This is a genomic window from Streptomonospora nanhaiensis, from assembly GCF_013410565.1.
In the GTDB taxonomy this organism is placed as follows: domain Bacteria; phylum Actinomycetota; class Actinomycetes; order Streptosporangiales; family Streptosporangiaceae; genus Streptomonospora; species Streptomonospora nanhaiensis.
Genome location: NZ_JACCFO010000001.1, coordinates 1,428,018 through 1,452,930, shown reverse-complemented (window position 1 = coordinate 1,452,930; position 24,913 = coordinate 1,428,018). Strand labels below are relative to the sequence as shown.

Below are 24,913 nucleotides of genomic sequence, written 5' to 3'. Positions count from 1 at the left end.
CGCCGCGGCGGGCTACTCCGGCGGCGGGCCGAGCGGGCGAATGACGCAGCCGCTGCGCGGCAGCGCGGGCAGCCGCGCCATGTCCACCGTGTCGTCCTGCTCGGGCACCTCGTAGCGCATCCGCACCAGGCGGCGCGCCACGGCGGCGATGAGCGCCACGGTGATGGGCTCGCCCGGGCAGCGGTGGCCGGTGCTGGGATCGCCGGCGCCCTGGGGCACGAACCCGTAAAGGTCCCAGCCGGCCTCGGCGAACCGCTCCGGGCGGAACTCCTCGGGGTCGCCCCAGCGCCGGGGGTCGTGGTTGATGCCGTAGAGGTCCAGCAGCACCCGCCTGCCGCGCTTGACGGGGTGGCCCTGGAACAGCAGGTCGAAGCGGGCGCGCGCGGCCACCGCGGGGAAGAACGGGTAGTGGCGCCGCACCTCCTGGGCGAACAGTTCGGTGTAGCCGCCGGTCCCGTTCCCGCCATCGGCGGCCGCCTCGTCGCCCACGGCGCGGGCGCAGCGCGGGTGGTGGTGCAGGGCGTGGGCGGCGAAGGCGAGGTAGACCGCCACCGCCACGGTGGGCCGCAGCACGTTGAGCAGCTCCACCCCGGCGGTGTGGGGCGGCAGCAGCGCGCCGTCGGGTGCGCGGTGCCAGGCGGCGGCGTGCGCGGCGGTGTCCTCGGGCGGGGTGATGCGCCCGGCGCGGACGCGGCGGACGACGTCGGCGGCCCAGCGGTCGGCCGCGCGCCGCGCCAGCCGGGCCCGCCAGTGGCGCGGCCCCACGGCGCCCGCGCCGTCGAACAGGGCGGTCAGCTCGCGGGTGCGCCGCTCGGCGTCCACGGTGGGCAGCGGCACGCCCGCCCACGCGCACACCGCGCGGGTCAGCACCGCGCGGAAGGCGTCGTAGAGCACCACCGGCTCGCCCACAGGCCAGGAGCGGGCCGCGCGCACCAGTTCGCGGTCCACCAGCGCGGCAAGTTCGGCGACCCGGTCGGCGCCCATGAGGTCCACGAACAGCGCCTTGCGGTGCCGGTGCTCGGCGCCGTCGAGCCCCTGCACCCCGCCCTTGCCGAACAGCGTCCGCACCACCCGCGGCGGCACCGCCCGGTGCCGGGTGAAGTGGGTGTCGTCCTGGAACTCCGCCGCCGCGGCGGGGCCGGTCACGCACACCGCCGGGGCCAGCAGCAGCCGGGTGGCGACCACCGGGGAGCCGTGGCGCCGCACGGCGCGCCCGATGAACCGGTAGGGGTCGCGCAGCGCGGCCAGGGTGCGGTCCAGCGCCGTCCCGCCGGGTGTGGGTTCCATCGTCGTGAGCCTTCCGTCGCGCCTGGTGGGCGCCGACTGCCCCGGGGCGCCCACCGGCCGCCCCTACCCCCGCCCGAAGCGGGGTAACTCCGGGCCGTCCGGGCCGAACCGCTGCGGGGCGGGGCCGAGATGAGGCACCATGAGGACGTGGACGCCCAACACGTGATGCTGCTGCGTGAACTGCTGGCCTCGACCCCGTGGGTGGAGCGCAGCGAGGACTTCGCCCGTGCGCTGCGCCGCACCCGCAGCCCCGGCGGGCTGATGCTGCTCGGCACGCCCGACGACGAGCCCTGGCACCTGGCCGCCCACCTCGACGACGAGGCGCGCTACAGCGGCCTGCCGGTGCTCTCGCCCACGCTGGTGCGCTGGCAGCCGCCGCCCGACGCCCCCGCCCACCTGCGGGTGGGCCTGGACCGCCTGGCCGAGGCGCGCCGGGGCGAGACCCTGTTCGTGGTCAACGCCGCCGAGGAGGCCCCCGTGCCGCTGCTGGAGCGGGTCGACGACGCCCGCCGCACCGGCGCCACCATCCTGTCGCTGGACCAGGGCGACCCCGAGCTGACCTCGCTGGCGCACGACTCCATCAGCCTGCGCCCGCAGGCGGCCCCGCTGACCTTCGAGGGGCTGCAGCACCTGGTGAGCACGGCCGCCGGCCAGGCCGACCCCGACCGCAAGCCCGGGTTCAGGGAGCGGCTGTCGCGGTTCCTGGACGTGGTGAGCGGCCCGCGGATCGCCGACTGAGGACCTCCGGCCACCGCGCCGCGCGGCGCCGCGGCCGGGGGAGCGCCGCGGGCGCCGCGGGCGCGGGGGTCAGTCGCGGTCCTCCTGCTCGTCCCACGCCTCGTTGCGCTCGGAGACGATGTTCAGCGCCGACGCCGCGGTGGCCTCGTCGGGATAGGGGCCCAGCCGGTACTTGCCGGGGCATCCCGGGCCCTGCTCGGGCCTGCTGTGTCGAAGGCAATACCACCATTGCCGGTCCTCGTCCGGCGTGGCGGCGTGGTCCCGGTCGCTCATGGTCGGCTCCTGCGGGTTCGTCCGGCTTCGCCTGCCTACTTCCGGGCTCTTACCCGCGTGTCGGCGTATCGACGCGGATCGGCCGGTCACGGCTGGGAACTAGAATCCGCAGACATGACTACGCCGCTTGTTCCCGGGCGCATCTCGCCGCCCCGTTCGGTCCCCGCCGGTATCGAGCGTCCGGAGTACGTCGGCAAGAAGCGCCCGGTCGAGGGCGTGCTCGGCGACATCCAGACCCCCGAGACCATCGAGGCCATGCGGATCGCGGGCCGGATCGCCGCGCAGGCGCTGCAGGAGGTCGGCAAGCACGTGCGGCCCGGCGTCACCACCGACGAACTCGACCGCATCGGCCACGAGTTCCTCTGCGACCACGGCGCCTACCCCAGCACCCTGGGCTACAAGGGCTACCCCAAGTCGCTGTGCTCCTCGCTCAACGAGGTCATCTGCCACGGCATCCCCGACGACACCGTGATCGCCGACGGCGACATCGTCAACATCGACATCACCGCCTACATCCACGGCGTCCACGGCGACACCAACGCCACCTTCCTGGCAGGCGACGTCGACGAGGAGTCCCGGCTGCTGGTCGAGCGCACCCACGAGGCCACCATGCGCGGCATCAAGGCGTGCCGCCCCGGCCGCCGGCTCAACGTCATCGGGCGCGTCATCGAGTCCTACGCCAAGCGGTTCGGCTACGGCGTGGTGCGCGACTTCACCGGCCACGGCGTCGGACCGGAGTTCCACTCCGGCCTGGCCGTGCCGCACTACGACGACCCGCGCGCCACCACGGTCATGGAACCCGGCATGACCTTCACCATCGAGCCGATGATCACCCTGGGCACCGTCGACTACGAGGTCTGGGACGACGGCTGGACCGCCGTGACCGCCGACCGCCGCCGCACCGCCCAGTTCGAGCACACCCTCGTCATCACCGAGGACGGCGCCGAGATCCTCACCCTCCCCTGACCTTCCCACGGCGGGCCGCCCGGGCACGGGGCGGCCCGCCGCGCCCGGCGACCCAGACGAGGAGGAGCGGTGCGGATCCTGATCTCCGCCGATATGGAGGGCGCCACCGGCGTGACCTGGCCGGCCGACGTCGAGCCCGGCACCGAGCAGTGGCAGCGCTGCCGGGCCATGTTCACCTCCGACGTCAACGCCGCCGTGTCCGGGTTCTTCGCCGGCGGCGCCACCGAGGTGCTGGTCAACGAGGCCCACTCCACCATGCGCAACCTGCTGCTGGAGCGGCTGGACCCGCGCGCGGCCATGCTCACCGGCCGGCACAAGGAGCTCTCGATGGTCGAGGGCGTGCAGCGCGGCGACGTCGACGGCGTGGCCTTCCTCGGCTACCACACCGGCGCCGGGACCGAGGGCGTGCTGGCCCACACCTACCTGCCCAACTCCGTCACCGGGGTGTGGCTGGACGGCGAGCCCGCGAGCGAGGGCCGCCTCAACGCCGCCGTCGTCGCCGAGTACGGCAGCCCCGTCGTGCTGGTCACCGGCGACGACCGCACCTGCCTGGACGCCGCCGGCTACGCCCCGGCCGCCCGCACGGTCGCCGTCAAGACCTACGTGTCGCGCTACGCCGCCGTGTGCCGCCCGCCCGCCGTCACCGCCGCCGCGATCGCCGAGGCCGCCGAGGCCGCCGCCGCGGGCGCGGCGCGCACCGAGCCCGCGCGCCGCGGACCGTTCACGGTCGAGGTGGAGGTCGACGCCGCCCACCTGGCGGGCGCCGCCGCCCTGGTCCCCGGTGTCGACCTCGTGAGCGAACGGCGTGTCCGCTACACCTCGCCCACGGCCTTTGAGATGATCCGCTGCTTCAAGGTCGTGACCACGCTCATCGCCAACGCGGTGGAGGCGCTGTACGGCTGAGCCGGGCCGGCACGGCCGCACGACGCGGCGACGAGAGGGCGGAGGAGCGCGTGGCACACGCTGACCAGGGGATTCGGGCCGCGGCGGCGGCCGACGCGGCGGGCGCGCTCGCCCGGCTGGACGAGGAGGCCGTGCGGTTCACCTCCGAGCTGATCCGCATCGACACCACCAACCGGGGCGGCGGCGAGGGCGCCGAGCGCCCCGCGGCCGAGTACGTGGCCGAGCGCCTCTCTGCCGCCGGCCTGCGCCCGCTGCTGCTGGAGTCGGCGCCGGGCCGCGCCAACGTGGTGGCGCGGGTGCCCGGAACCGACCCCGCCGCCCCCGGCCTGCTCGTGCACGGCCACCTCGACGTGGTCCCCGCCGACCCCGCCCAGTGGCGGCTGCCGCCGTTCTCCGGCGAGGTCGCCGAGGGCATGGTGTGGGGCCGCGGCGCGGTCGACATGAAGGGCACCGACGCCATGGTGCTGGCGGTGGTGCGGCACTGGGCCCGCACCGGCCTGCGCCCCCGCCGCGACATCGTGCTCGCCTTCACCGCCGACGAGGAGGACAGCGCCGCCTACGGCGCCCAGTGGCTGGTCGACACCCGCCCCGAGCTGTTCGAGGGCTGCACCGAGGCCGTGGGGGAGTCGGGCGCCTACACCGTGCACGCCCGCACGGCCGAGGGCGAACCCGTGCGGATCTACCCCGTGGGCGCCGGCGAGCGCGGCACCGCCTGGCTGGAGTTGACGGCCGCCGGCACCGCCGGGCACGGCTCCAAGACCAACCCCGACAACGCCGTGGCCGCGCTCGCCGAGGCCGTCGCCCGGATCCACGCCCACCGCTGGCCGGTGCGCCTCACCCCGGTCACCCGGGCCGCGCTGTCGGGCCTGGCCGCGGCCGTGGGCGTGCCCGCCGACCTCGACGGCCCCGGCTTCGACCCCGAGCGCGACGTCGACGCCCTCGTGGCGCGCCTGGGCGCCGCCGCCGAACTGGTGCGGCCCACCGTGCGCAACAGCTCCGTGCCGACCATGCTCGCCGCCGGCTACAAGGTCAACGTGGTGCCCGGCACCGCCACCGCCGGGATCGACGGCCGCGTGCTGCCCGGCGCCGAGGAGGAGTTCCGCGCCGCCCTCGACGCGCTGACCGGCCCGCGGGTCTCCTGGGACTACCGGCACCGCTCGCGCCCGCTGCTGGCGGCCGTGGACACCCCCGTCTTCGCCGAGATGCGCGCCGCCCTGCTGGAGTTCGACCCCGGCGCCCACGTGGTGCCGGTGTGCCTGTCGGGCGGCACCGACGCCAAGCAGTTCGCCGATCTGGGGATCACCGGCTACGGGTTCGCCCCGCTGCACATGCCCCCCGGTCTGGACTACGACGCGCTGTTCCACGGCGTGGACGAGCGCGTGCCCGTGGCCGGCCTGCACTTCGGCGCGCGCGTCCTGGACCGGTTCCTGCGCGCCGCCTGACAGCGCCGCCCCCGCCCGCCGCCCGAGGCCGCGTCCCACCCCCACCACCCCATGGAAGGCGGTTGCCCCCGATGAGCGCCCTGCCCTGCGGTTCCTGGCCCTCGCCGATCAGTGCCGCCGACGCCGCCCGCCACGACGGCGCCCCCAATTGGCCGGCGGCCCTGGGTGAGGAGGTGTGGTGGACCGAGCCGCGCCCGCGCGAGGGCGGCCGGGTGGCGCTGTGCCGCACCCGCCTGGACGACCCCGCCGCCGCCCCGCAGACCGTGCTGCCGGCCCCGTGGAACGCCCGCAGCCGGGTGCACGAGTACGGCGGCCGGCCCTTCGTGCTGGTGCCGGGCGCTGCGGGTGCCGCCGTGGTCTTCACCGAGTTCACCGACCAGCGGCTCTACCTCTTCGAGCCCGGCGGCGAGCCCCGGCCCCTCACCCCCGAGCCGGCCGAGCCCGCCGCCGTGCGCTACGTCGAGCCCGTCCTGGCGCCGGGCGGCACCGAGGTGTGGTGCGTGTGCGAGCGCCGCACCGGCCCCCTGCCCACCGACGTGCGCCGCTCGATCGTGGCCGTGCCGCTGGCCGGGTGCTCCGGCCCCGACGACGTGCGCGAGGTCGCCGCCGGGCACCGCTTCCTGGCCTGCCCCCGCGTCTCGCCCGACGGCGCGCACCTGTCCTGGATCGGCTGGGACCACCCCGACATGCCCTGGGACAGCACCCGGCTGCTGGTGGCCGGCATCGGCCCCGACGGGCGCGCCGCGCGACCCGAGGAGGTGGCCGGGGGCCCCGGCGTGTCGGTCGTGCAGGCCGAGTGGGCCGACGACACCACCCTGTACTGCGTCGCCGACCCCGAGGGCTGGTGGAACCCCTACCGCGTCAGCGCCGCCCCCGGCGGCGGGTGGGGCCGGCCCGAGGCCCTGGTCCGGTGCGAGGAGGAGTTCGGCGGCCCCCTGTGGCAGCTGGGCTACACCTGGCTGCTGCCGCTGCCCGGAGGGCGGCTCGCCGCCGTGCACGGGCGGGCGCTGACCTCCCTGGGCGTCCTCGACACCGCCACCGGCGCCCTTGAGGACGCCGCCACCCCCCACACCGAGTGGCTGGGCCGGCTGGCCGCCGCCGGGCGCGACGGCCGCACCGTCCTGGGCGTGGCCGCCGCGGCGGACCTGGCCCCCGAGGTCGTGGCGGTGGCCCCCGACGGCAGTTGGCGCTCACTGAGCCGGCCGCGCCCCGCCGGCGCGCCCGCCGCCGACGGGCGCGCCGCCTACCTGCCCCGGCCCCGCACCGTGGAGTTCAGCGGTCCGGACGGCCGCGAGGTGCACGCCGTGCTCTACCCGCCGCACAACCCTGCCGCCGAGCCGCTGCCCGGCGAGCTGCCGCCCTACGTCGTGTGGGCCCACGGCGGGCCCACCAGCCGCGCGCCCATGGTGCTCGACACCGAGATCGCCTACTTCACCAGCCGGGGGATCGGGGTCGTGGAGGTCAACTACGGCGGCTCCACCGGGTTCGGCCGGGCCTACCGCGAGCGGCTGCGCGGCAACTGGGGCGTGGTGGACGTGGCCGACTGCGTGGCCGCCGCCGAGGGGCTCGTCGCCCGCGGCCTGGCCGACCCCCGCCGGCTGGCGATCCGGGGCGGCAGCGCCGGCGGCTGGACCAGCGTGGCCGCGCTCGCGTTCACCGACACCTTCCGCTGCGCCGCCATCCTGTTCCCCATCGTGGACCTGGTGGGCTGGCGCACCGGCGAGACCCACGATTTCGAGTCCCAGTACCTGGAGAGCCTGGTGGGCCCCTGGCCGCGGGAGCGGCGGCGCTACACCGAGCGCTCCCCGGTCAACGCCGCCGACCGCATCAGCGCCCCCTTCGTGCTGATGCAGGGCCTGGAGGACGAGATCTGCCCGCCGGTGCAGTGCGAGCGGCTGCTGGCCCAGGTGCGCGACGTGCCCCACGCCTACCTCGCCTTCGAGGGCGAGCAGCACGGGTTCCGCCGCGCCGAGACCATCACCGCGGCCCTGCACGCCGAGCTGTCGCTGTACGCCCAGGTGTTCGGGTTCGCCTCCGACGCGCCCAAGCTGGAGCTGCACCGGTGAGGGCGGCGGCGCCCGGAGCGCGCCCGCGCCGGCTGCGCCCCGGCGACCGGGTGTCGGTGGTGGCCCCGTGCAGCCCGGTGCGCGAGGAGGACCTGCGGGCCGCGATCGCCCTGCTGGGGGAGTGGGGACTGGAGGCGGTGCCCGGCGAGCACGTGCTCGCCCGCCACCCCTCGCTGTCCTACCTCGCCGGCACCGACACCCAGCGCGCCGCCGACCTGCGCGCGGCGTGGCTGGACCCCGGTACCGCCGCCGTGCTGTGCGCGCGCGGCGGCGACGGCGCGCACCGGCTGCTGGACCACCTCGACTTCGCGGAGCTGCGCCGGGCCCCCGCGAAGGCGTTCGTCGGCTTCAGCGACATCACCGCGCTCCACGAGGCTTTCGCCGTGGAGTTGGGCGTGGCCACCGTGCACGGGCCCGTGGTGGCGCTGGACTCCTTCGTGGGCGACGCCGAGGCCGCCGGGCACCTGCGGGCCACCCTGTTCGAGCCGGAGACGCGGACGGTGCTGCGCCCGCCGGGCGCCCGCCCCCTCGTGGGCGGCCGGGCGCGGGGCGTCACCATCGGCGGCACCCTCAGCGTGCTCAGCGACGGCCTGGCCACCCCGCACAGCCGCCCCTCGGCGCGCGGCGGCCTGCTGCTGCTGGAGGACGTCAACGAGCACGTCACGCGCCTGGACCGGATGCTCACCCACCTGCTGCGCGGCGGGTGGCTGGAGGGGGTGGCCGGGGTGCTGCTGGGCTCGTGGTCCGACTGCGGCCCCGACCTCGCCACCGTGCACGCCATGCTGGAGGAGCGGCTGGCCCCGCTGGGGGTCCCGGTGGTGGCGGAGTTCGGGTTCGGCCACCGGCCCGGCCAGCTCACGGTTCCGCTGGGCGTGCCCGCCGTCCTCGACGCCGACACCGCCACGCTCACCCTCCAGGTCCCCGCGCTCGTCTGAGGGCCGCGCACCCGGGTCGGCCCTGCCGCCCCTGCCCTCCCTCCTTCGTCGGGGGCGGGCCCCCGACGAAGGAGGGAGGGCAGGCGGCCCGGGTGCCCCCGAAGGACCAACCGAACTCCAACCTCGCGCCGGAGGCGCTTTTAGGCGCGGCGGCCGATACTCGGGACGGGAAGCACCCACGCACCCGGGAACCCCCGGGGCAAGGAGGTCGGCATGGTCTCGATCACCGCGCGCCGCCGCGCCCGCCCCGCCGAGGCGGCGCCCGACGTGTCCGGCGCGCCCGGCGCCTTCGGCGCGGGCCGGTCGGCGCCGCGCCGCCTCCTGGCGGCGCTGCTGCCCGCCGCGCGCGCCCTGCTCGACGCCCGGGGCCTGGTCTGCGAACCCGACCCCGCGCGCGTGCGGGCCATGCTCGTCGAGGTCGGCCGGCTCGACCCCGCCGCCCCGCCCCAGGCCCGCCGCGCGGCCCTGGCGGCGTTCCAGCGCGCCCACGGCCTGCCCGCCGACGGCGTGGCCGACGGCCGCACCGTCTCGGCGCTGTCCCGCGCCTGGCGGCGCCGCCGCGAGCTGCGGGCGCTGGGCCTGCCCGACACGCCCGCGCCGCGCCCGCGCGCCGCGGGCCGTGGGGGGTGACCGGTCGGACACCCCCGCGCGCTGCGCCACCCCGGCCCCGCCTGGCATGATCGCTGCATGGCAGAGCAGAGGACTCCACACGACCTTCCCGACGTCTCGGGGCTCACCGTCGCGGTGCTGGGCGGCACCGGCGACCAGGGGCGCGGCCTGGCCCGCCGGTTCGCGCTCGCGGGCCACTCCGTGGTCATCGGCTCGCGCAGCGCCGAGCGCGCCGCCGCGGCGGCGGCGGAGCTGGGCGCCGACCTCGGCGTGGCCGGCGCCGACAACGCCGAGGCCGCCCGCCGCGGCGACATCGTGATCGTCGCGGTGCCCTGGGACGGCCACCGCGCGCTGCTGGAGAGCCTGCGCGCCGAACTCGCCGGCAAGATCGTCGTGGACTGCGTCAACCCGCTCGGGTTCGACGCCAAGGGCCCCTACGCCCTGCCGGTCGAGGAGGGCAGCGCCGCGCAGCAGGCCGAGGCCGTGCTGCCCGACAGCCGGGTGGTGGCGGCCTTCCACCACGTCTCGGCGGTGGTCCTGCTGGACCCCGAGGTCGACGAGGTCGACCTGGACGTGCTGGTGCTGGGCGACGACCGCGAGGCAACCGACATCGTGCGGGCGCTGGCCGCCCGGATCGGAGGCGTGCGCGGCGTCTACGGGGGCCGGCTGCGCAACGCCCACCAGGTCGAGGCGTTCACCGCCAACCTGATCGCGGTCAACCGCCGCTACAAGGCGCACGCCGGACTGCGCATCACCGACGTGTGAGCGCCGGGCCCCGGCGGCGCCCGTCGCGGGCGGTGCCGGGGCCCGGGCGGCTACAGCCAGGAGTGCAGCTTCTCCACGAGCCTGACCGGGTCGTCGCCCACGGGGGTGACGTTGAGGTGGGTGACCCCGGCGGCGCGGAAGGCCGCGACGCGCTCGCGCACGTAGGACTCCGGGCCCACGAGGTTGGTCAGCTCCACGAACTCGTCGGGCACCGCGGCGGCGGCCTCGTCCTTGCGGCCGGCCAGGTAGAGGTCCTGGATCCGCTCGGCGGCGTCCTCGAATCCGTAGCGGCGGGCGACGTCGTTGTAGAAGTTCCTGCCCTTGGCGCCCATGCCGCCGACGTAGAGGGCGATCATCGGGCGGGTGAGGTCGGCGAGCTTGCGGGTCTCCTCGCCCTCGCCGATGGCCAGCAGCCCGCCGGCCGAGATCGCCAGCTCGCCCAGGGCGGGGTCGCGCTTGGCCCTGCCCCGGGCCAGGGCCGGGCCCCACACGGCGTCGGCCTTCTCGGGGATGAACAGGTGCGGCAGCCAGCCGTCGGCGACCTCGGCGGTCAGTTCGACGTTCTTCTCGCCCAGGGCGGCCACGAACACCGGGACGGCGCTGCGCACGGGGTGGTTGATGATCTTGAGCGGCTTGCCCAGCCCGGTGCCCTGCTCGGGCGGCAGCGGCAGGGTGTAGACGCTGCCCTCGTGCACCACGCGCTCCTCGCGCGCCCAGATCTTGCGGCAGATCTCGATGATCTCGCGGGTGCGGGCCAGCGGCTTGGTGTAGGGCACGCCGTGCCAGCCCTCGATGACCTGCGGGCCGCTGGCGCCCAGCCCCAGCACGGCGCGGCCGTCGGAGAGGTAGTCCAGGCCGGCGGCGGTCTGGGCGATGAGGGCGGGGGTGCGGGTGTACAGCGGCAGGATGGCCGAGCCGATGTTGACGCGCTCGGTGCGGGCGGCGATGTAGCCCATCAGGGTGGGGCTGTCGTAGCCGTAGGCCTCGGCCACCCACACGGTGTCCAGGCCCACCTTCTCCAGTTCGGCGACCTGGTCGACGACCGGTTTGGGCTCGCCGGCGTACTGCAGCGGCATGGAGATGCGCATCGTGCCTCCCTTGTCTCGCGCGGCGGGCCGCGCCCGGATGCGGCAAACTCTACTACCGAGTAACGTTCGGTCGCGGGCGCGCCCCCGGCGCCGCGACCGGGGCGGACGCCGCTGGCCGCGGGGGCGGGTCGGCGTCAGCCGGTCGCTGGGCGCGCCGCGCCCGTCGCGCCGCGCGAGGGCCGGGGAGCCTCAAGCGGAGCGCCCGGGAGGTCAGGGAGCGCCCCGCGCGGGGAGGGTCAGGAGTAGGAGTGCGCGGCGTCGGGGAAGGCGCCGTTGACGACCTCGTCGGCGAAGGACTTGGCCGCACCGGTCAGGGTGTCGTTGAGGTCGGCGTAGGTCTTGACGAACTTGGCGGTCCGCGGGCTGAGCCCGGCCATGTCCTGCCAGACCAGCACCTGGGCGTCGGTGCCCGGCCCGGCGCCGATCCCGATGGTGGGGATGCTGAGCTGCGCGGTGACGTGCGCGGCAAGGTCGGCCGGCACGCACTCCAGCACGACGGCGAAGGCGCCCGCCCGCTCCAGCTCCTTGGCGTCGGCCAGCAGTGCCGCGCCGGCCTCCTCGCCCCGGCCCTGCACCCGGTAGCCGCCCAGGGTGTTGACCGACTGCGGGGTGAGGCCGACGTGGCCCATGACCGGGACGCCCGCCGCGACCAGGGCCTCGACGTGGGCGGCCACCCGGTGCCCGCCCTCGAGCTTGACGGCCTGGGCGTGGCCCTCCTTCATGAACCGGGCGGCCGCCGCCAGCGCCTGCTCGGGCGAGCCCTGGTAGGAGCCGAACGGCAGGTCGGCCACCACCATGGCGCGGCGGGTGGCGCGCGCGACGGCGGCGGTCAGCGGGAGCAGGTCCTCGACGGTGACGGGCAGGGTGGAGTCGTAGCCGTAGACCACCATCGCCGCGGAGTCGCCGACCAGCAGGACGGGGATGCCTGCCTCGTCGAAGACGCGCGCGGTGAGGGCGTCGTAGGCGGTCAGCATGGGCCAGCGCTCGCCGCGCTCCTTGGCGGAGAGGATGTCGCGGACGGTGACCCTTCGGTTGGCCGTTCCCCCGTAGAGGGCGGGGGCGGATGGGGTACTGCTCATGGCTGCCTTCCTCCGTTGTCTCGAAGCGCGCGGACGGCGTCTCCGGACGGTGTCGGTCGGTCCCCGCGGCGCGCCGCCGCGGGTGGACTCATCATCGCATAGCAGGATTCACGGACTTCCTCTGCCTGCCAACCCCCCGGCGGCCCCGGATCATCCCGTGCGGCCGGGGAGCGCGGGTTGCGCACCGCGCGGGTGAGCGCCGCGCGCCCGGCCGCGCGGCGCGGAACCGGAACCCGCGGCGCACTTTTCCGTCACCCCCGCGGAGATCAACGTAAGAAAGCGCAATGGCCGCGCGCCGGAGACGGGTATGCGCGGTGGGAAAGAATTGCCGGAACCCGCGGAAAACAGCGGTGAAATCCGGCGAATTGGACTGATGTGCGCCCGGGGCTGGATATATTGTCGGCAGAGCCCGAACTGCAGGGCCTGGAGGGGGCGCGCGCGCCCTGCCGGCCGCCGCGCCGCGCCACTGTCGACGCGCGCATCAATGGAATAAACTGTCCGGAGCAACGGCCTCCCGAAGCGCGCATCCCGCCTCTCGGTCGTGCGGCGGTGCACTCTGCGGGTTCCCCTAGCGCCGAACCCGATAAATCCGATACCAAGCCACCTCGCGCCAGGAAGGAATTCCGTTGTGAGAGGGCAGCCCCCCGCCCCGGAAGCAGCGTCACCCGCCCGCAGCGGCACCCAGGCCCCGCCCATCAAGGTCCTCGTCGTCGACGACCACGCGTTCTTCCGGCGCGGCCTGGTCTCGGTGCTCGAGGAGGAGCCCGACATCGACGTCGTCGGGGAGTCCGGCGACGCCGACCACGCCGTGCGCACCGCCGCCGACCTCGTGCCCGACGTCGTGCTGATGGACGTCTGGATGCCCGGCCGCAGCGGCATCGAGGCCTGCACCGCCATCAAGGACACCGTCCCCAGCGCCAAGATCGTCATGCTCACCATGAGCGACGAGGAGGACGACCTCTTCGAGGCGCTCAAGGCGGGTGCCACCGGCTACCTGCTCAAGGAGATCTCCGTCGACGAGCTGCCCGGCGCGGTGCGCGCCATCGCCAGCGGCCAGTCGTTCATCACGCCCTCCATGGCCACCAAGCTCATCAGCGAGTTCACCGCGCTGGCCAAGAAGGACGGCGCGCGCAGCCGCCGCGCCCCCGTGCCCCACCTCACCGAGCGCGAGACCGAGGTCCTGGTGCGCGTGGCGCGCTGCCTGAACAACAAGGAGATCGCCGACGAGCTGTTCATCTCCGAGCACACGGTGAAGAACCACGTCCGCAACATCCTGGAGAAGCTCCAGCTGCACTCGCGCACCGAGGCGGCGGTCTACGCCGTGCGCGAGAAGTTCCTCGACGACGCCTGACGACGGCGCCTGACCGACCCGCGGCGGGCCCGCGGACGCGCGCGGCCGGTCCCCCGCGAGGGGACCGGCCGGCGGGCGGCAGCCCCGGGTCTTCAGAGCGTGGGCAGGTAGCGCTGCAGCTCGTAGGGGGTCACCTGGCGGCGGTAGGACTCCCACTCGCCCTTCTTGTTGCGCAGGAAGAAGTCGAACACGTGCTCGCCGAGGGTCTCGGCGACCAGTTCGCTGCCCTCCATGGCGCGGATGGCCTCGTCCAGGCTCTGCGGCAGCGGCGCGATGCCCAGCGCGCGGCGCTCGGCGTCGGTGAGCGCCCACACGTCGTCCTCGGCGCCCGGCGGCAGCTCGTAGCCCTCCTCGATCCCCTTCAGCCCGGCGGCCAGGATCACCGCGTAGGCGAGGTAGGGGTTGCAGGCGGTGTCGACCGAGCGGAACTCGATCCGGCTGGAGTTGCTCTTGGTGGGCTTGTACATCGGCACCCGGACCAGGGCCGAGCGGTTGTTGTGCCCCCAGCAGACGTAGGCGGGGGCCTCGCCGCCGGCGCCGGCCGAGGCCGCGGCGTTGTCCCACAGCCGCTTGTAGGAGTTCACCCACTGGTTGCAGACCGCCGTGATCTCGGCGGCGTGGCGCAGCAGCCCGGCGATGAACTGCCGGCCCACCTTGGACATCTGGTACTCGGCGCCGGGCTCGTAGAACGCGTTGCGCTCGCCCTCGAACAGCGACATGTGGGTGTGCATGCCCGAGCCGGGGTACTCGGTGAACGGCTTGGGCATGAAGGTGGCGTAGACGCCCTGCTCCAGCGCCACCTCCTTCATGACCAGGCGGAACGTCATGATGTTGTCGGCGGTGGTGAGCGCGTCGGCGTAGCGCAGGTCGATCTCCTGCTGGCCGGGGCCGCCCTCGTGGTGGCTGAACTCCACCGAGATGCCCATGGCCTCCAGCATGTTGATCGCGTTGCGGCGGAAGTCGTGGGCGCTGTTGTGCGGAGTGTGGTCGAAGTACCCGCCGGAGTCGTTGGGCTCGGGCAGTTCGCCGTGCTCGGGCTTCTTCTTCAGCAGGTAGAACTCGATCTCGGGGTGGGTGTAGAAGGTGAACCCGAGGTCGGACGCCTTGCCGAGCTGGCGCTTGAGCACGTGGCGGGGGTCGGCGTAGCTGGGGCTGCCGTCGGGCATCAGGATGTCGCAGTACATCCGGGCGGTGCCGTGCGGCTCGTTGCGCCACGGCAGCACCTGGAAGGTGGCGGGGTCGGGCTGGGCCAGCATGTCGGCCTCGTAGACCCGGGCGAACCCCTCGATCGCCGAGCCGTCGAACCCGATGCCCTCGGCGAACGCGGCCTCCAGTTCGGCGGGGGCCACGGCCACCGACTTGAGGTACCCGAGTACATCGGTGAACCACAGTCGGACGAACCGGATGTCGCGCTCCTCCAGAGTGCGGAGCACGAACTCCTGCTGTCGGTTCACGGTTCACCTTCCTCGTGTCGTGCGTGCGGCGCCTGGAGCGGGCGCCGGCACCGCGCCCCTCCCCGGGGTCGAGTGTCCTGGACGGCCGCGGCTCCCAGTGTGCCCGCCGCAGGTTTCCGGCGCATTAACGCAGCGTGCGGCGACCGGCCGCGCCGCCAGTGTACGCATTCTCACAGCCGCCCACCGCCGCCCAACACCCGGGGCGCGCACGGCCCGCGCACCCGCGCCGACTAGGCTCGGCACGTGGCCCAGCTCAGAATCGCGATGGCGCAAGTGAACCCGACCGTCGGCGACCTCGACGGCAACGGCCGGATCGTCCTCGACCACGCCCGGCGCGCGGCCGAGGCGGGCGCGCACCTGGCGGTGTTCCCCGAACTCGTCGTCACCGGCTACCCGGTCGAGGACCTCGCGCTGCGCAACTCCTTCGTCTCCGCCTCCATCAAGGCCACCCACGCGCTGGCCGCCGCCCTGGCCGAGGAGGGCCTGGGCGAGCTGCCGGTGGCGGTGGGCTTCCTCAGCCGCCGCACCGGCGTGGGGGAGCGGTTCGGCCAGCCGGCGGGCTCCCCGCAGAACGCGTTCGCGCTGCTGTACCGCGGCCGCGTCGAGGTCACCTCGGCAAAGCACCACCTGCCCAACTACGGCGTCTTCGACGAGTTCCGCAACTTCGTGCCCGGCGAGACCCTGCCGGTGGTGCGGCTGCACGGCGTCGACCTCGCCTTCGCGGTGTGCGAGGACCTGTGGCAGGGCGGCGGCCCCGTGGCGGCCGCCCGCGCGGCCCGCGTCGGCGCGCTGATCACCATCAACGCCTCGCCGTATGAGCGCGACAAGGACAACGTCCGGCTGGAGCTGTGCCAGCGCCGCGCCCGCGAGATCGGCGCCACCGTGGGCTACGTCAACATGTGCGGCGGCCAGGACGAGCTGATCTTCGACGGCGACTCCCTCATCGTGGACGCCGAGGGCGAACTGGTGGCCCGCGCGCCCAAGTTCGAGGAGAACCTGTTCGTCACCGACCTCGCCCTGCCCGAGGCCGGCGCGGTCGAGGGCCCCGAGGGCCCGGTCGACGGCGTCACCGTGGTCCGCCACACCCTGTCGACCGACCCCGTCCCGGCCTACGCGCCGCAGCCGCCGGTCCTCACCCCGCGCCCCGACCCCGCCTCCGACGTCGGCGAGGTCTACCGCGCGCTCGTGGTGGGCGTGCGCGACTACGCCGTCAAGAACGGGTTCGCCTCGGCCATCATCGCGCTGTCGGGCGGGATCGACTCCGCGCTCACCGCCACCATCGCCGTGGACGCCCTGGGCGGCGACCGGGTCTACGGCCTGCTGCTGCCCAGCAAGTACTCCAGCGACCACTCCGTCGCCGACGCCGAGGAACTGGCCAAGCGCCAGGGCATCCGCGCGCGCACCGTCGAGATCGCCCCCGTGGTGGCGGCGTTCGAGGCGGCGGTGCACCTGGACGGCCTGGCCGCCGAGAACCTCCAGGCGCGGGTGCGCGGCACCCTGCTGATGGGCCTGTCCAACCAGGAGGGCCACCTGGTGCTGGCCACCGGCAACAAGAGCGAGCTGGCGGCGGGCTACTCCACCCTCTACGGCGACTCGGTCGGCGGCTACGCCCCCATCAAGGACTGCTGGAAGACCCTGGTGTGGGAGCTGGCGCGCTGGCGCAACGCCGAGGCCGAGCGGGCCGGGGAGGTACCGCCGATCCCCGAGAACTCCATCAGCAAGCCGCCCAGCGCCGAGCTGCGGCCCGGCCAGCTCGACACCGACTCCCTGCCCGACTACACGGTGCTGGACGCCCTCCTGGACGCCTACATCGGCACCGACAAGGGCCTGCGCGAGCTCACCATCGCCGGGTACGAGCCCGAGCTGGTGCAGCGGGTGATCCGCATGGTCGACCGCGCCGAGTACAAGCGCCGCCAGTACCCGCCCGGCCCCAAGATCAGCTCCCGCAACCTCAGCCGCGACCGCCGGCTGCCCATCACCAACCGCTGGACCCCGCAGGGCTAGCGAGCCGGGCACGAGCCGAGGGCGGGGCGCGCGGCGCGCCCCGCCTTCAGCCGTCGGTCCCGGTTGGCGCTGTGCGCCCGTCCGCGCCCGGCACGGTGTCTAGACCAGGCCCATGGCCGCGGCGCGGGCGCCGGCCGCCGCCCGGTTGGGCAGCTCCAGCTTGGCCAGGATGTGCGACACGTGCACGCTGGCGGTCTTGGCCGAGATGAACAGCTCCTCGGCGATCTGGGCGTTGGTGTAGCCCCGGCCCAGCAGCCGCAGCACCTCGGCCTCGCGCGGGGTGAGCCCGGCGGGCGGGCCCGCCGGCACCGGCTCGCCGTCGGCGTCGGCCTCCAGCGCCACGCCCGCGCGCCGCGCCAGCTCCCGCGCCCGGGCCGCAAGCGGCGCCGCGCCGCATTCGGCGGCGACCTTGGCGGCCTCGCGCAGGCGGTCGCCCACGGCCGCGCCCCGGTCGGCGGCCAGCGCGGCCTCGGCGCCCAGCGCCATCGCCTCGGCGCGGTGCAGCGGCATGAGCAGCCGCTCCCAGCCGCGCACCGCCGACTCCCACGCGGCCTCGGTGTCCTCGCCCGAGGCGGAGCCCTCGGCGGCGGTCAGCCGCGCGGCGACCGTGGCGGCGAACGCCTCCTGCACCGGGCCCACGCGCCGCAGTTCGGCCGCCGCCGACGCCACCATCGCCGCGATCCCGGCGGCCCCGGCGGAGGCCTGGGCGCCCGCGAGCGCCGCGCGGCGCACGCCCTCGGCGATGCGGTCGAGCACCACCCAGCCGTAGCCGGGCGACTTGGTCAGCACCACGCGCTCCAGCACCTCGCGGGACAGCTCCAGGGCCCCGGCGAGGTCCTGCTCGCCCAGGCGCAGGTCGAGCATCGCGGCCACGCTGAGCTGCACGGTGTGGATCCGGGTGCTGCCCGAGGTGCAGGTGCGGGGGTCGATGAGCGCCGCGCTGCGCCGGGCGCCCTCGATGTCTCCCTGGGCCACCGCCGCCCGCACGTCGGCCGTTGCCAGGTAGACCCGGTGCGCGGGGGAGGGCGACCACGAAAGGCTGCGGCGCACCTGCTCCCGGCAGCCGGCGAGGTCGCCCATGTCCAGCCGCGCCTCGGCGATGTTGAGGGCCACGAACGGGCCGCTGGCGCTCATCAGGCCGATGTCGCGCAGCCGGGCCATGGCGGTGTCCAGCAGGGCCAGGGCCTCCTCGTGGTCGCCGTGCTCGCGCAGGTAGTGGGCGAGGTTGGCCATGCCGCGGGTCTCCAGGGAGGGGTCGCCCAGCTCGCGGGCGAGGGCCAGCCCCCGCTCCAGGACGGTCCGCCCCTCGCCGAAGTCGCCCTCGTTGAGCAGGCTGGTGCCCAGCGTGATGAGCGCGTCGGCCTCGGCGCAGCGGTCGTCGCCCTCGTTGGAGCAGCGGATGGCCTCGGTCGCCAGCGCGGTGGCCGACAGGGTCTCGTGGCCCATGGCGCGCAGCCGCTCGGCGCCTTCGCGGCTGAGGGTGAGGTCCTGCTGGTGCAGCATGGCCTCGCGGGCCAGCAGCGACAGCACGAAGCCGTAGCCGGGCACGTGCGGCGGGTGGGTGGCCATGGCGGTGATCAGGTCGCCGATGCCGTCGCCGTCGCGGATCTGGGTGCGCGCCTGGCCGCGGCGGCGCAGCAGCACCGCGCGGTCGGTCAGGCTGGCCTCGTCGGCGGCGTCGGCGGGGATCTCGGCCAGGCCGGAGTCGCACAGCGCCCGCGCGCGGAAGAAGTCGCCGCTCTCCAGGGCCGCCGCGGCGGCGCGGGCCACCACGCGCACGTGGGAGTTGCCCTGCACCCGCTCCACCGCGTCGGGCACGCGGTCCCAGTACTCCAGGACGCGCTCCAGCATCTGGAGCTCCTCGGCGAAGGCGAGGGTGTCGGCGGCGCGCACGGCCGCCCACCAGGCGGCGCTGAGCGCGCGCGGCAGGTCGTGGCCGTAGAAGTAGTGGTGGGCCTGCTCGGCCGCGAGCCGGTGGAAGGGCACCACGCCGGGCAGCGCGTCCAGGGCCTCGGCGAAGTGCAGGTGGAGCCGGGTGTGCTGGCCGGGCAGGAGTTCGTCGTGGACGGCCTCGCGCAGCAGGGCGTGCCGGAAGGTGTAGCCGGTGCCGTCGACCCGCAGCACGTTGGCGTCGATGAGGGCGCGCAGCGCGGTGTTCAGGGTGTCCTCGGGGACCTCGGCCACGTGGGCGAGCAGGTCGTGCTCGATCTGGGCGGCGCTGACGGCGCCCACGGACGCCACGCGCAGCACGTGGCGGGCGGTGTCGTCGAGGCCCTCCAGCGAGGCCAGCAGCAGCTCGCGCGGGCGGTCGGGGATGTCGCCGCCGACGAACTGGCCCTGGGCGGCCAGGGACTCCACGAACAGCGGGTTGCCGCCGGTGCGCTCGAAGAGGGCGGCGGCCTCGTCGGGCGACAGTTCGCTGCCCCGCACGGCGGCGGCCACCTGCGCGGTCTCCTGGCACGTGAGGGGGGCCAGTTCGTGGCGCAGGACGGTGGGCAGGCGTTCCAGCTCCAGCAGCAGCCGGCGCAGCGGGTGGCCGCGGTGGAGGTCGTCGCTGCGGTAGGTGGCCACGATCTGCACGGGGGCGGTGTCGAGGTTGCGCAGCAGGAACACGAGCAGGTCGCGCGTGGCGGAGTCGGCCCAGTGCAGGTCCTCGATGATGACGGTGACGCCCTCGGCGCCGGCCACGGCGGTCAGCAGCCGCAGCACCTGCTCGAACAGCAGCCCCCGGGCCTCGCGCCGGTCGTCGGGCGGGGTGCCCAGCTCGGGCAGCAGGCGGGCGAGTTCCTGGCTGCCGCCGGGGGCCAGGGCGTCGAAGACGCCGCGGCCGTGGTCGCGCAGCACCTGCCGCAGCACGGTGACGAAGGGGGCGAAGGGCAGGCCGTCCACGCCCAGCTCCAGGCACCCGCCGGTGAGGACCCGGCCGTCGGGCAGGTGGTCGGCGAACTCCGCCAGCAGCCGGGATTTGCCCACTCCGGCCTCTCCGCCGAACAGCAGGGTCGCCGCCGGGCCCGAGCGCGCGGCGTGCGCGTGGTCGAGGAGGAGGCGGAGTTCCTGCCGGCGTCCCACGAACACGGACCGCGAGCCGACGGGAGTGGGGATCATGCTGTCCAGTATGCAGTCCGGTGCGGACTTTTTGCTATTTCATTCTGCGGAGCGCACCGGCGCTCGGCCGCCTCGCCGCACGGGGCCGGGCGCAGGTGGTGAGGTGGACCGGGTCGGGAGCGGCGGCCGGTGCGGGCGGCCGGGACCGGACGGCCCCGGCCGGGCGCGGGCCGCGGCTCAGCACCCGGCGGGGACCTTGGCCGCGCCGCCGGCGGGGACGGTGCCGGCCTCGCGGGCGGCGGCGGGCCGGGCGGGCACCGCCTCGGGCGCCGCGGGCGGGGTGGCCGGGCGCCGGCGGGCCTGGCCGCCCTCGGGCCCGTCCTCGCCGCGCCGCAGGGCCCGCGCCGCCTTGGCGGCGGCCCGGGTGGTGCGGACCAGCGCGCTCAGGTGCGCCTCGCGCTGGAGGCGCGCCGCCCGGTCCTCGACCACGGCCCGCTGGAAGTCCGGGTGGATGCCGTACATGGTGTGTCCCTCCACGTCCGGCCGCGGTCGTGGACCGCCGCGGCCTCAGTGGTCCCAGACTCGCCGTAAGACCGGGCCGCCGGCATCGGGCGAACGCCTTATCCAAGGCCCCGAGGCTTCGGACGCGGGGCTAAGACCGCCTCCGACGGGGCGGTCCGCGGATAAGGCGGTGCGCCGGCTTGCGGCCACGAAGGACCATGCCGTCGGTCGTGGGAGACCAAGGGGGTCAGTCCAGGAAGACGATGTTGGCGATCACGGTCTCATCGCGGTGATGGGCGAGGGTGAAGTAGACATGTCTCCGCCCGCCGATCAGGGGGGACTCCCGCAGGCCGCCGCTGCGGTGCTCCGGGGCGCCGACATGGTCGGCGTCCGCGCCCGGGAACGCGAGTTCGGCCGCTATGCGCTCGACCTCGGCAAGAGCGCCGGGGGAAGTCCGCGGGCGATGTCAGCCGGGTCGTAGACCCATGTCCACCCGGTCAACCACGCAGCTCCGCTTCGACCTTGCGGATGATCCTGCCGATCTCCTTCAGAGCCGGGAGGGGGCGAGCTTGGCGACGGCGGCTCTCAGCCCGGCCGGCGTGGGCGCGCACGGGGGATCAGCGGGGCTTCGGCGTATCCGCAGAGCGGCTCACCCATCACTTCTCCAACTCCTGGCCCACTACGTAGCGAGACGACCCGTGGGGACCCGGCTCACCGGAATACGCCCGGACCGCCTCCGCGTCACCCGGGAAATGGATTACTACAGCCTGTAGTAGGCTCGGGGGCCATGGAAATCATCAACTCGGTGCTCGTCTTCCTGCACCTGCTCGGGATGGCCGGAATCATCGCCGGCTTCCTGATGCAGCTCATCACGGGGCACAAGGCCTCGCCCAAGGCGATCCTGCACAGCTCGCTGCTGCAGTTGGTGACCGGCCTGCTGCTGGTGGGCGTGGCCGAGATGGGCGACGACGCGGTCAACCACGTCAAGATCGCCGTCAAGCTCGTGGTGGCCGTGGCGGTCGTGGTCGTCGCCGTGCTGAACGTCCGCAGGCCCAGCACCCGGCTGGCCATCGCCGCGGGGGCGCTGGCGGTCGTCAACGTCGCCGTGGCCGTCTTCGTCTGACCCCCTCCACCCCGGCGCGCCCCGGCCGGCGCCCCCGGCCCACCCCTTCGTCCCCCGACCGGCCCGCCCGCCGCACCGCGGCCGGCGGGCCCAATACTCCGGCACCCTCCGCCGACTCAGTCGTCGTAGAACACCCGCTCCATCACCGCGCGGGCGCGGCGGGTGGCCTGGCGGTAGTCCTGGAGGAGCTGCCCGGCCGGGCCCTCGTCGTCCTCCTCGCGGTAGCCCAGCGCCCCGGCCAGCGTCGTCTGGTCGCGCAGCGAGGTCGGCACCGAGTCCGAGGGGCGGCCGCGCACCAGCATGACGGCGCCCCGCACCCGGGCCGCCAGCCGCCACGCCGTCTCCAGCACCGCCCCGTCGTCGGGGTCGAGCAGCCCGTGGTCCACCGCCGCGTCCAGCGCCTTCAGCGTGCCCGTGGTGCGCAGCGCGGGCACCCGCGCCGCGTGGCGCAGCTGGAGCAGCTGGGCCACCCACTCCACGTCCGACAGTCCGCCCCGGCCCAGCTTGGTGTGCAGGGCGGGGTCGGCGCCGCGCGGCAGCCGCTCGGCCTCCATCCGCGCCTTCAGCGTGCGGATCTCGCGCACCGCGCGCTCGTCCACACCGCCCTCGGGGTAGCGCAGCGGGTCGACCAGCGCGGTGAAGCGCGCCCCCACCCCGGGGTCCCCGGCGATCGGGAAGGCCCGCAGCAGCGCCTGGCTCTCCCACGGCGAGGACCAGCGCCGGTAGTAGGCCGCGTAGGAGTCCAGGGTGCGCACCATGGCCCCGCTCTTGCCCTCGGGCCGCAGGTCGGCGTCCAGCCGCAGCGGCGGGTCCACCGCCGGCATCTCCAGCAGCCGCCGCAGCTCGCGCACCAGCGCGCCGGCGGTCTCGGTGGCGGCCACCGGGTCGGCGCCCGGCAGCGGCTCGTGCACGAACAGCACGTCGGCGTCGCTGGCGTAGGACAGCTCCCGGCCGCCGAACCGGCCCATCGCCACCACGCACAGCCGCGTGCACAGCTCCTCGCCGCGCTGGGCCGCCACCACGTCCGATGCCGCGCGCAGCGCCGCCTCGATGGTCACCGCCGAGATGTCGGTCAGCGCCTCGCCCACCGCGTCCACCGGCGCGACGTCCAGCAGGTCGGCGACCGCCGTGCGCAGCAGTTCGCGGCGGCGCAGCGCCCGCACCGCCGCCACCGCGTTCTCGGCGGAGTCGTGCCGGCGAAGCGCGGCGTCGGCCTCGGCCATCAGCGCCGCCACCGGGCGCGCGGCGAGGTCGGCGTCGTCGGCCAGCACCGCCACCGACTCCGGCGCGCGCAGCAGCAGCTCGGTGACGTAGCGGCTGGTACCCAGCAGCCACGCCATGCGCTCGGCCACCCGCACGTCGTCGCGCAGCAGCCGCAGGTACCACGGCGTGCCGCCCAGCGCCTCGCTGACCTGGCGGAACCCCAGCAGGCCGGCGTCGGGGTCGGGGGCGTCGGCGAACCACTCCAGCATCACCGGCAGCAGCGTCCGCTGGATGGCGGCCCGCCGCGACAGCCCCGAGGTCAGCGCCTCCAGGTGGCGCAGGGCGCCGGCGGAGTCGGCGAACCCCAGCGCGCTGAGCCGCTCGCCCGCCTGCTCCAGGGTCAGCCGGGCCTCGCTGTCGGGCAGCCGCGCCACCGCGTGCAGCAGCGGCCGGTAGAACAGCTTCTCGTGCAGCCGGCGGACCTCGCCGGCCACCCGCCGCCACGCCGCCATCAGGTCGGTCACCGGGTTGGCGGTGAACCCCAGCGCCCGGCCCAGGCGGCGCAGCTGGTCGGGCCCGTCGGCGCCGGCGGGGTCGGGCAGCAGGTGGGTGCGGCGCAGCCGGCTGAGCTGGAGCAGGTGCTCCACCCGCCGCAGGAACCGGTAGGCGTCGGCCAGCCCGCCGGCGTCCTCGCGGCCGACGTAGCCGCCGCCCGAGAGCGCCGCCAGCGCCTCCAGGGTGTTGCCCGAGCGCAGCGCGGGATCGCTGCGCCCGTGGACGAGCTGGAGCAGCTGCACGGAGAACTCGATGTCGCGCAGCCCGCCGCGGCCCAGCTTGATCTCGCGCTCGGCCTCCGCGGCGGGGATGTGGGCGACCACGCGCCGGCGCATCGCCTGCACGTCGTCGACGAAGTTGGGCCGGCTGGCCGCCTTCCACACCAGCGGCTCGATCTCGGCCAGGTAGGCGGCGCCCAGCTCGGGGTCGCCGGCCACGGGCCGGGCCTTGAGCAGCGCCTGGAACTCCCAGGTCTTGGCCCAGCGCTGGTAGTAGGCGACGTGGCCCGACAGCGGGCGCACCAGCGGGCCGTTGCGGCCCTCGGGGCGCAGCGCGGCGTCGACCTGCCACAGCGTGCCCTCGCTGTCGGTCTCGGCGGGGATGCGCATCATCTCCGCCGCCAGCCTGGCCGCCGCCCGCTGCGCCGCCTGGTCGTCCTCGACGCCCTCGGCGGGCTCGGCGACGAACACCACGTCGACGTCGCTGACGTAGTTGAGCTCCCGGCCGCCGCACTTGCCCATGCCGATGACCGCCAGGCGGCACAGCGCGGCCTCGGCGGGCGCGCGGGAGCGCGCGATCGCCAGCGCGGCCTCCAGCACGGCCGCGGCGAGGTCGGCCAGCTCGGCCCCGACGGTCTCCAGGTCGGCGGCGCCGGTGAGGTCGCGCCCGGCCAGGCGCAGCACCCGCCGGTGGTAGGCCACCCGCAGGGCGTGCTCGGGCCCCTCGGGGTCGTCGCACTCCGGCGCGGCCACGGGGGCGGCGGCGTGCGGGTCGGCGCCGACGATGTGCAGCAGCCCGGCGCGCAGCTCCTCGGCGGTGGGGGTGCGCGCGGCGTCGGCACCGCGCAGCTCCCGCCAGTCGCCGGGGTGGCGCACCAGGTGGTCGGTGAGGGCGACGCTGGCGCCCAGCACGCCCGCCAGGCGGGCGCGCAGGTCGGGGTCGGCGGTGAGCGCCTCCAGCAGCTCGGCCGCCTCGGACCCGGTCTCCAGCAGCCGGACCAGACCCAGCAGGGCCTGGTCGGGGTCGGGTGCGGCGCCCAGCGCGTCGACGACCGCGGCGTGGCGCGCGGCGTCCAGACCGCACTCGCCCATCAGCCGCACCGCCCGCGAGGCGTCGCCGAATCCGCGCCGCGCGAGTCCCCCTGCCGTCATGGTGGATGTCTCCCGAGTCCTCACGCCGATCACCGTAACCGCCCGCGCGGAGGCCCGGATAGGGCGAAATGCCGGTACCGCCGGTTCACCTATGCGGCACCGCCGCGGTGGAGCCCGGCGGCCCGCACGGCATCGGCGGGGCCGCGCGCACGTGTC

At 75.5% G+C, this 24,913-nt stretch carries 19 protein-coding genes; 11 read left to right on the top strand and 8 right to left on the bottom strand.

All coding sequences use genetic code 11. The annotated features are described in order from the left end of the window. Nucleotides 1-12 precede the first annotated feature (12 nt). Nucleotides 13-1,287, bottom strand: a complete 1,275-nt coding sequence (locus tag HNR12_RS06260) for a cytochrome P450 (RefSeq protein ID WP_179766612.1) — start codon at nt 1,285-1,287, stop codon at nt 13-15. Between the two features lie 147 nt (nt 1,288-1,434). Here HNR12_RS06260 and HNR12_RS06255 point away from each other — a divergent pair, with 147 nt between their 5' ends. Continuing rightward, nucleotides 1,435-2,025, top strand: coding sequence for a hypothetical protein (locus HNR12_RS06255; protein WP_308118919.1), 591 nt, complete (start codon nt 1,435-1,437; stop codon nt 2,023-2,025). Between the two features lie 69 nt (nt 2,026-2,094). Here HNR12_RS06255 and HNR12_RS06250 read toward each other — a convergent pair whose 3' ends face one another. After that, entirely contained in the window at nt 2,095-2,298 is a 204-nt protein-coding gene (locus HNR12_RS06250; RefSeq protein WP_179766610.1) for a hypothetical protein, read from the bottom strand. A gap of 114 nt (nt 2,299-2,412) precedes the next feature. Here HNR12_RS06250 and map point away from each other — a divergent pair, with 114 nt between their 5' ends. The 7 genes from map to npdG all read left to right on the top strand — a co-directional run bounded on the left by map (nt 2,413) and on the right by npdG (nt 9,984). Further along, nucleotides 2,413-3,264 carry a type I methionyl aminopeptidase gene (gene map, locus HNR12_RS06245; protein ID WP_179766609.1) on the top strand — a complete coding sequence of 284 codons (852 nt, stop codon included), beginning with the start codon at nt 2,413-2,415 and terminating at the stop codon, nt 3,262-3,264. 69 nt (nt 3,265-3,333) lie between these two features. Then, the gene (locus tag HNR12_RS06240) at nt 3,334-4,167 is read left to right on the top strand and encodes a M55 family metallopeptidase (RefSeq protein ID WP_179766608.1); all 834 of its coding nucleotides are present in this window, start codon (nt 3,334-3,336) and stop codon (nt 4,165-4,167) included. Between the two features lie 50 nt (nt 4,168-4,217). Next, nucleotides 4,218-5,609: a M20/M25/M40 family metallo-hydrolase gene (locus tag HNR12_RS06235; protein WP_372451053.1), complete on the top strand. Its 1,392-nt coding sequence runs from the start codon at nt 4,218-4,220 to the stop codon at nt 5,607-5,609. 71 nt (nt 5,610-5,680) lie between these two features. Further along, a complete protein-coding gene (locus HNR12_RS06230) occupies nt 5,681-7,675 on the top strand; it encodes a prolyl oligopeptidase family serine peptidase (RefSeq protein WP_179766607.1) in 1,995 nt (664 codons plus the stop codon). Then, nucleotides 7,672-8,610: a S66 peptidase family protein gene (locus tag HNR12_RS06225; protein WP_338119728.1), complete on the top strand. Its 939-nt coding sequence runs from the start codon at nt 7,672-7,674 to the stop codon at nt 8,608-8,610. The genes HNR12_RS06230 and HNR12_RS06225 overlap by 4 nt, the downstream gene beginning before the upstream one ends. Nucleotides 8,611-8,823: 213 nt before the next feature. Beyond that, complete coding sequence (locus HNR12_RS06220; protein ID WP_179766606.1) at nt 8,824-9,240, top strand: peptidoglycan-binding domain-containing protein; 417 nt, start codon at nt 8,824-8,826, stop codon at nt 9,238-9,240. A gap of 57 nt (nt 9,241-9,297) precedes the next feature. After that, nucleotides 9,298-9,984 (top strand): NADPH-dependent F420 reductase, encoded by a 687-nt coding sequence (gene npdG / locus HNR12_RS06215; RefSeq protein ID WP_179766605.1) that lies wholly within the window; start codon nt 9,298-9,300, stop codon nt 9,982-9,984. Between the two features lie 50 nt (nt 9,985-10,034). On the opposite strand, the gene HNR12_RS06210 is transcribed toward npdG, so the two are convergent. Together HNR12_RS06210 and panB are read right to left on the bottom strand one after the other, a co-directional pair. Beyond that, complete coding sequence (locus HNR12_RS06210; protein ID WP_179766604.1) at nt 10,035-11,072, bottom strand: LLM class F420-dependent oxidoreductase; 1,038 nt, start codon at nt 11,070-11,072, stop codon at nt 10,035-10,037. 236 nt (nt 11,073-11,308) lie between these two features. Further along, nucleotides 11,309-12,151 carry a 3-methyl-2-oxobutanoate hydroxymethyltransferase gene (gene panB, locus HNR12_RS06205; RefSeq protein WP_179766603.1) on the bottom strand — a complete coding sequence of 281 codons (843 nt, stop codon included), beginning with the start codon at nt 12,149-12,151 and terminating at the stop codon, nt 11,309-11,311. Between the two features lie 628 nt (nt 12,152-12,779). Here panB and HNR12_RS06200 point away from each other — a divergent pair. Beyond that, a complete protein-coding gene (locus HNR12_RS06200) occupies nt 12,780-13,502 on the top strand; it encodes a response regulator (RefSeq protein ID WP_179766602.1) in 723 nt (240 codons plus the stop codon). A 92-nt stretch (nt 13,503-13,594) separates the two neighbouring features. On the opposite strand, the gene glnA is transcribed toward HNR12_RS06200, so the two are convergent. Continuing rightward, a complete protein-coding gene (gene glnA, locus HNR12_RS06195; RefSeq protein ID WP_179766601.1) occupies nt 13,595-14,956 on the bottom strand; it encodes a type I glutamate--ammonia ligase in 1,362 nt (453 codons plus the stop codon). Between the two features lie 243 nt (nt 14,957-15,199). Between glnA and HNR12_RS06190 the strand changes: the two genes are divergently transcribed. Continuing rightward, a complete protein-coding gene (locus HNR12_RS06190; RefSeq protein WP_179766600.1) occupies nt 15,200-16,960 on the top strand; it encodes an NAD+ synthase in 1,761 nt (586 codons plus the stop codon). A 99-nt stretch (nt 16,961-17,059) separates the two neighbouring features. Here the strand turns inward: HNR12_RS06190 and HNR12_RS06185 are convergent, their stop codons facing one another. Together HNR12_RS06185 and HNR12_RS06180 are read right to left on the bottom strand one after the other, a co-directional pair. Beyond that, complete coding sequence (locus tag HNR12_RS06185) at nt 17,060-20,065, bottom strand: helix-turn-helix transcriptional regulator (RefSeq protein WP_179766599.1); 3,006 nt, start codon at nt 20,063-20,065, stop codon at nt 17,060-17,062. Nucleotides 20,066-20,242: 177 nt separating this feature from the next. Continuing rightward, nucleotides 20,243-20,527, bottom strand: a complete 285-nt coding sequence (locus HNR12_RS06180; RefSeq protein WP_179766598.1) for a hypothetical protein — start codon at nt 20,525-20,527, stop codon at nt 20,243-20,245. A gap of 766 nt (nt 20,528-21,293) precedes the next feature. On the opposite strand from HNR12_RS06180, the gene HNR12_RS06175 reads away from it, so the two are divergent. Further along, a complete protein-coding gene (locus HNR12_RS06175) occupies nt 21,294-21,629 on the top strand; it encodes a hypothetical protein (protein WP_179766597.1) in 336 nt (111 codons plus the stop codon). 116 nt (nt 21,630-21,745) lie between these two features. Here HNR12_RS06175 and HNR12_RS06170 read toward each other — a convergent pair whose 3' ends face one another. Next, nucleotides 21,746-24,757: a bifunctional [glutamine synthetase] adenylyltransferase/[glutamine synthetase]-adenylyl-L-tyrosine phosphorylase gene (locus tag HNR12_RS06170; protein ID WP_179766596.1), complete on the bottom strand. Its 3,012-nt coding sequence runs from the start codon at nt 24,755-24,757 to the stop codon at nt 21,746-21,748. Between the last annotated feature and the right edge of the window lie 156 nt (nt 24,758-24,913).

Coding starts and splice junctions, on each gene's coding strand:
- HNR12_RS06260 (WP_179766612.1), bottom strand. CDS start 1,287: ATGGAACCCACACCCGGCGGGACGGCGCTGGACCGCACCCTGGCCGCG.
- HNR12_RS06250 (WP_179766610.1), bottom strand. CDS start 2,298: ATGAGCGACCGGGACCACGCCGCCACGCCGGACGAGGACCGGCAATGG.
- map (WP_179766609.1), top strand. CDS start 2,413: ATGACTACGCCGCTTGTTCCCGGGCGCATCTCGCCGCCCCGTTCGGTC.
- HNR12_RS06230 (WP_179766607.1), top strand. CDS start 5,681: ATGAGCGCCCTGCCCTGCGGTTCCTGGCCCTCGCCGATCAGTGCCGCC.
- HNR12_RS06220 (WP_179766606.1), top strand. CDS start 8,824: ATGGTCTCGATCACCGCGCGCCGCCGCGCCCGCCCCGCCGAGGCGGCG.
- npdG (WP_179766605.1), top strand. CDS start 9,298: ATGGCAGAGCAGAGGACTCCACACGACCTTCCCGACGTCTCGGGGCTC.
- HNR12_RS06210 (WP_179766604.1), bottom strand. CDS start 11,072: ATGCGCATCTCCATGCCGCTGCAGTACGCCGGCGAGCCCAAACCGGTC.
- panB (WP_179766603.1), bottom strand. CDS start 12,151: ATGAGCAGTACCCCATCCGCCCCCGCCCTCTACGGGGGAACGGCCAAC.
- HNR12_RS06185 (WP_179766599.1), bottom strand. CDS start 20,065: ATGATCCCCACTCCCGTCGGCTCGCGGTCCGTGTTCGTGGGACGCCGG.
- HNR12_RS06180 (WP_179766598.1), bottom strand. CDS start 20,527: ATGTACGGCATCCACCCGGACTTCCAGCGGGCCGTGGTCGAGGACCGG.
- HNR12_RS06175 (WP_179766597.1), top strand. CDS start 21,294: ATGGAAATCATCAACTCGGTGCTCGTCTTCCTGCACCTGCTCGGGATG.
- HNR12_RS06170 (WP_179766596.1), bottom strand. CDS start 24,757: ATGACGGCAGGGGGACTCGCGCGGCGCGGATTCGGCGACGCCTCGCGG.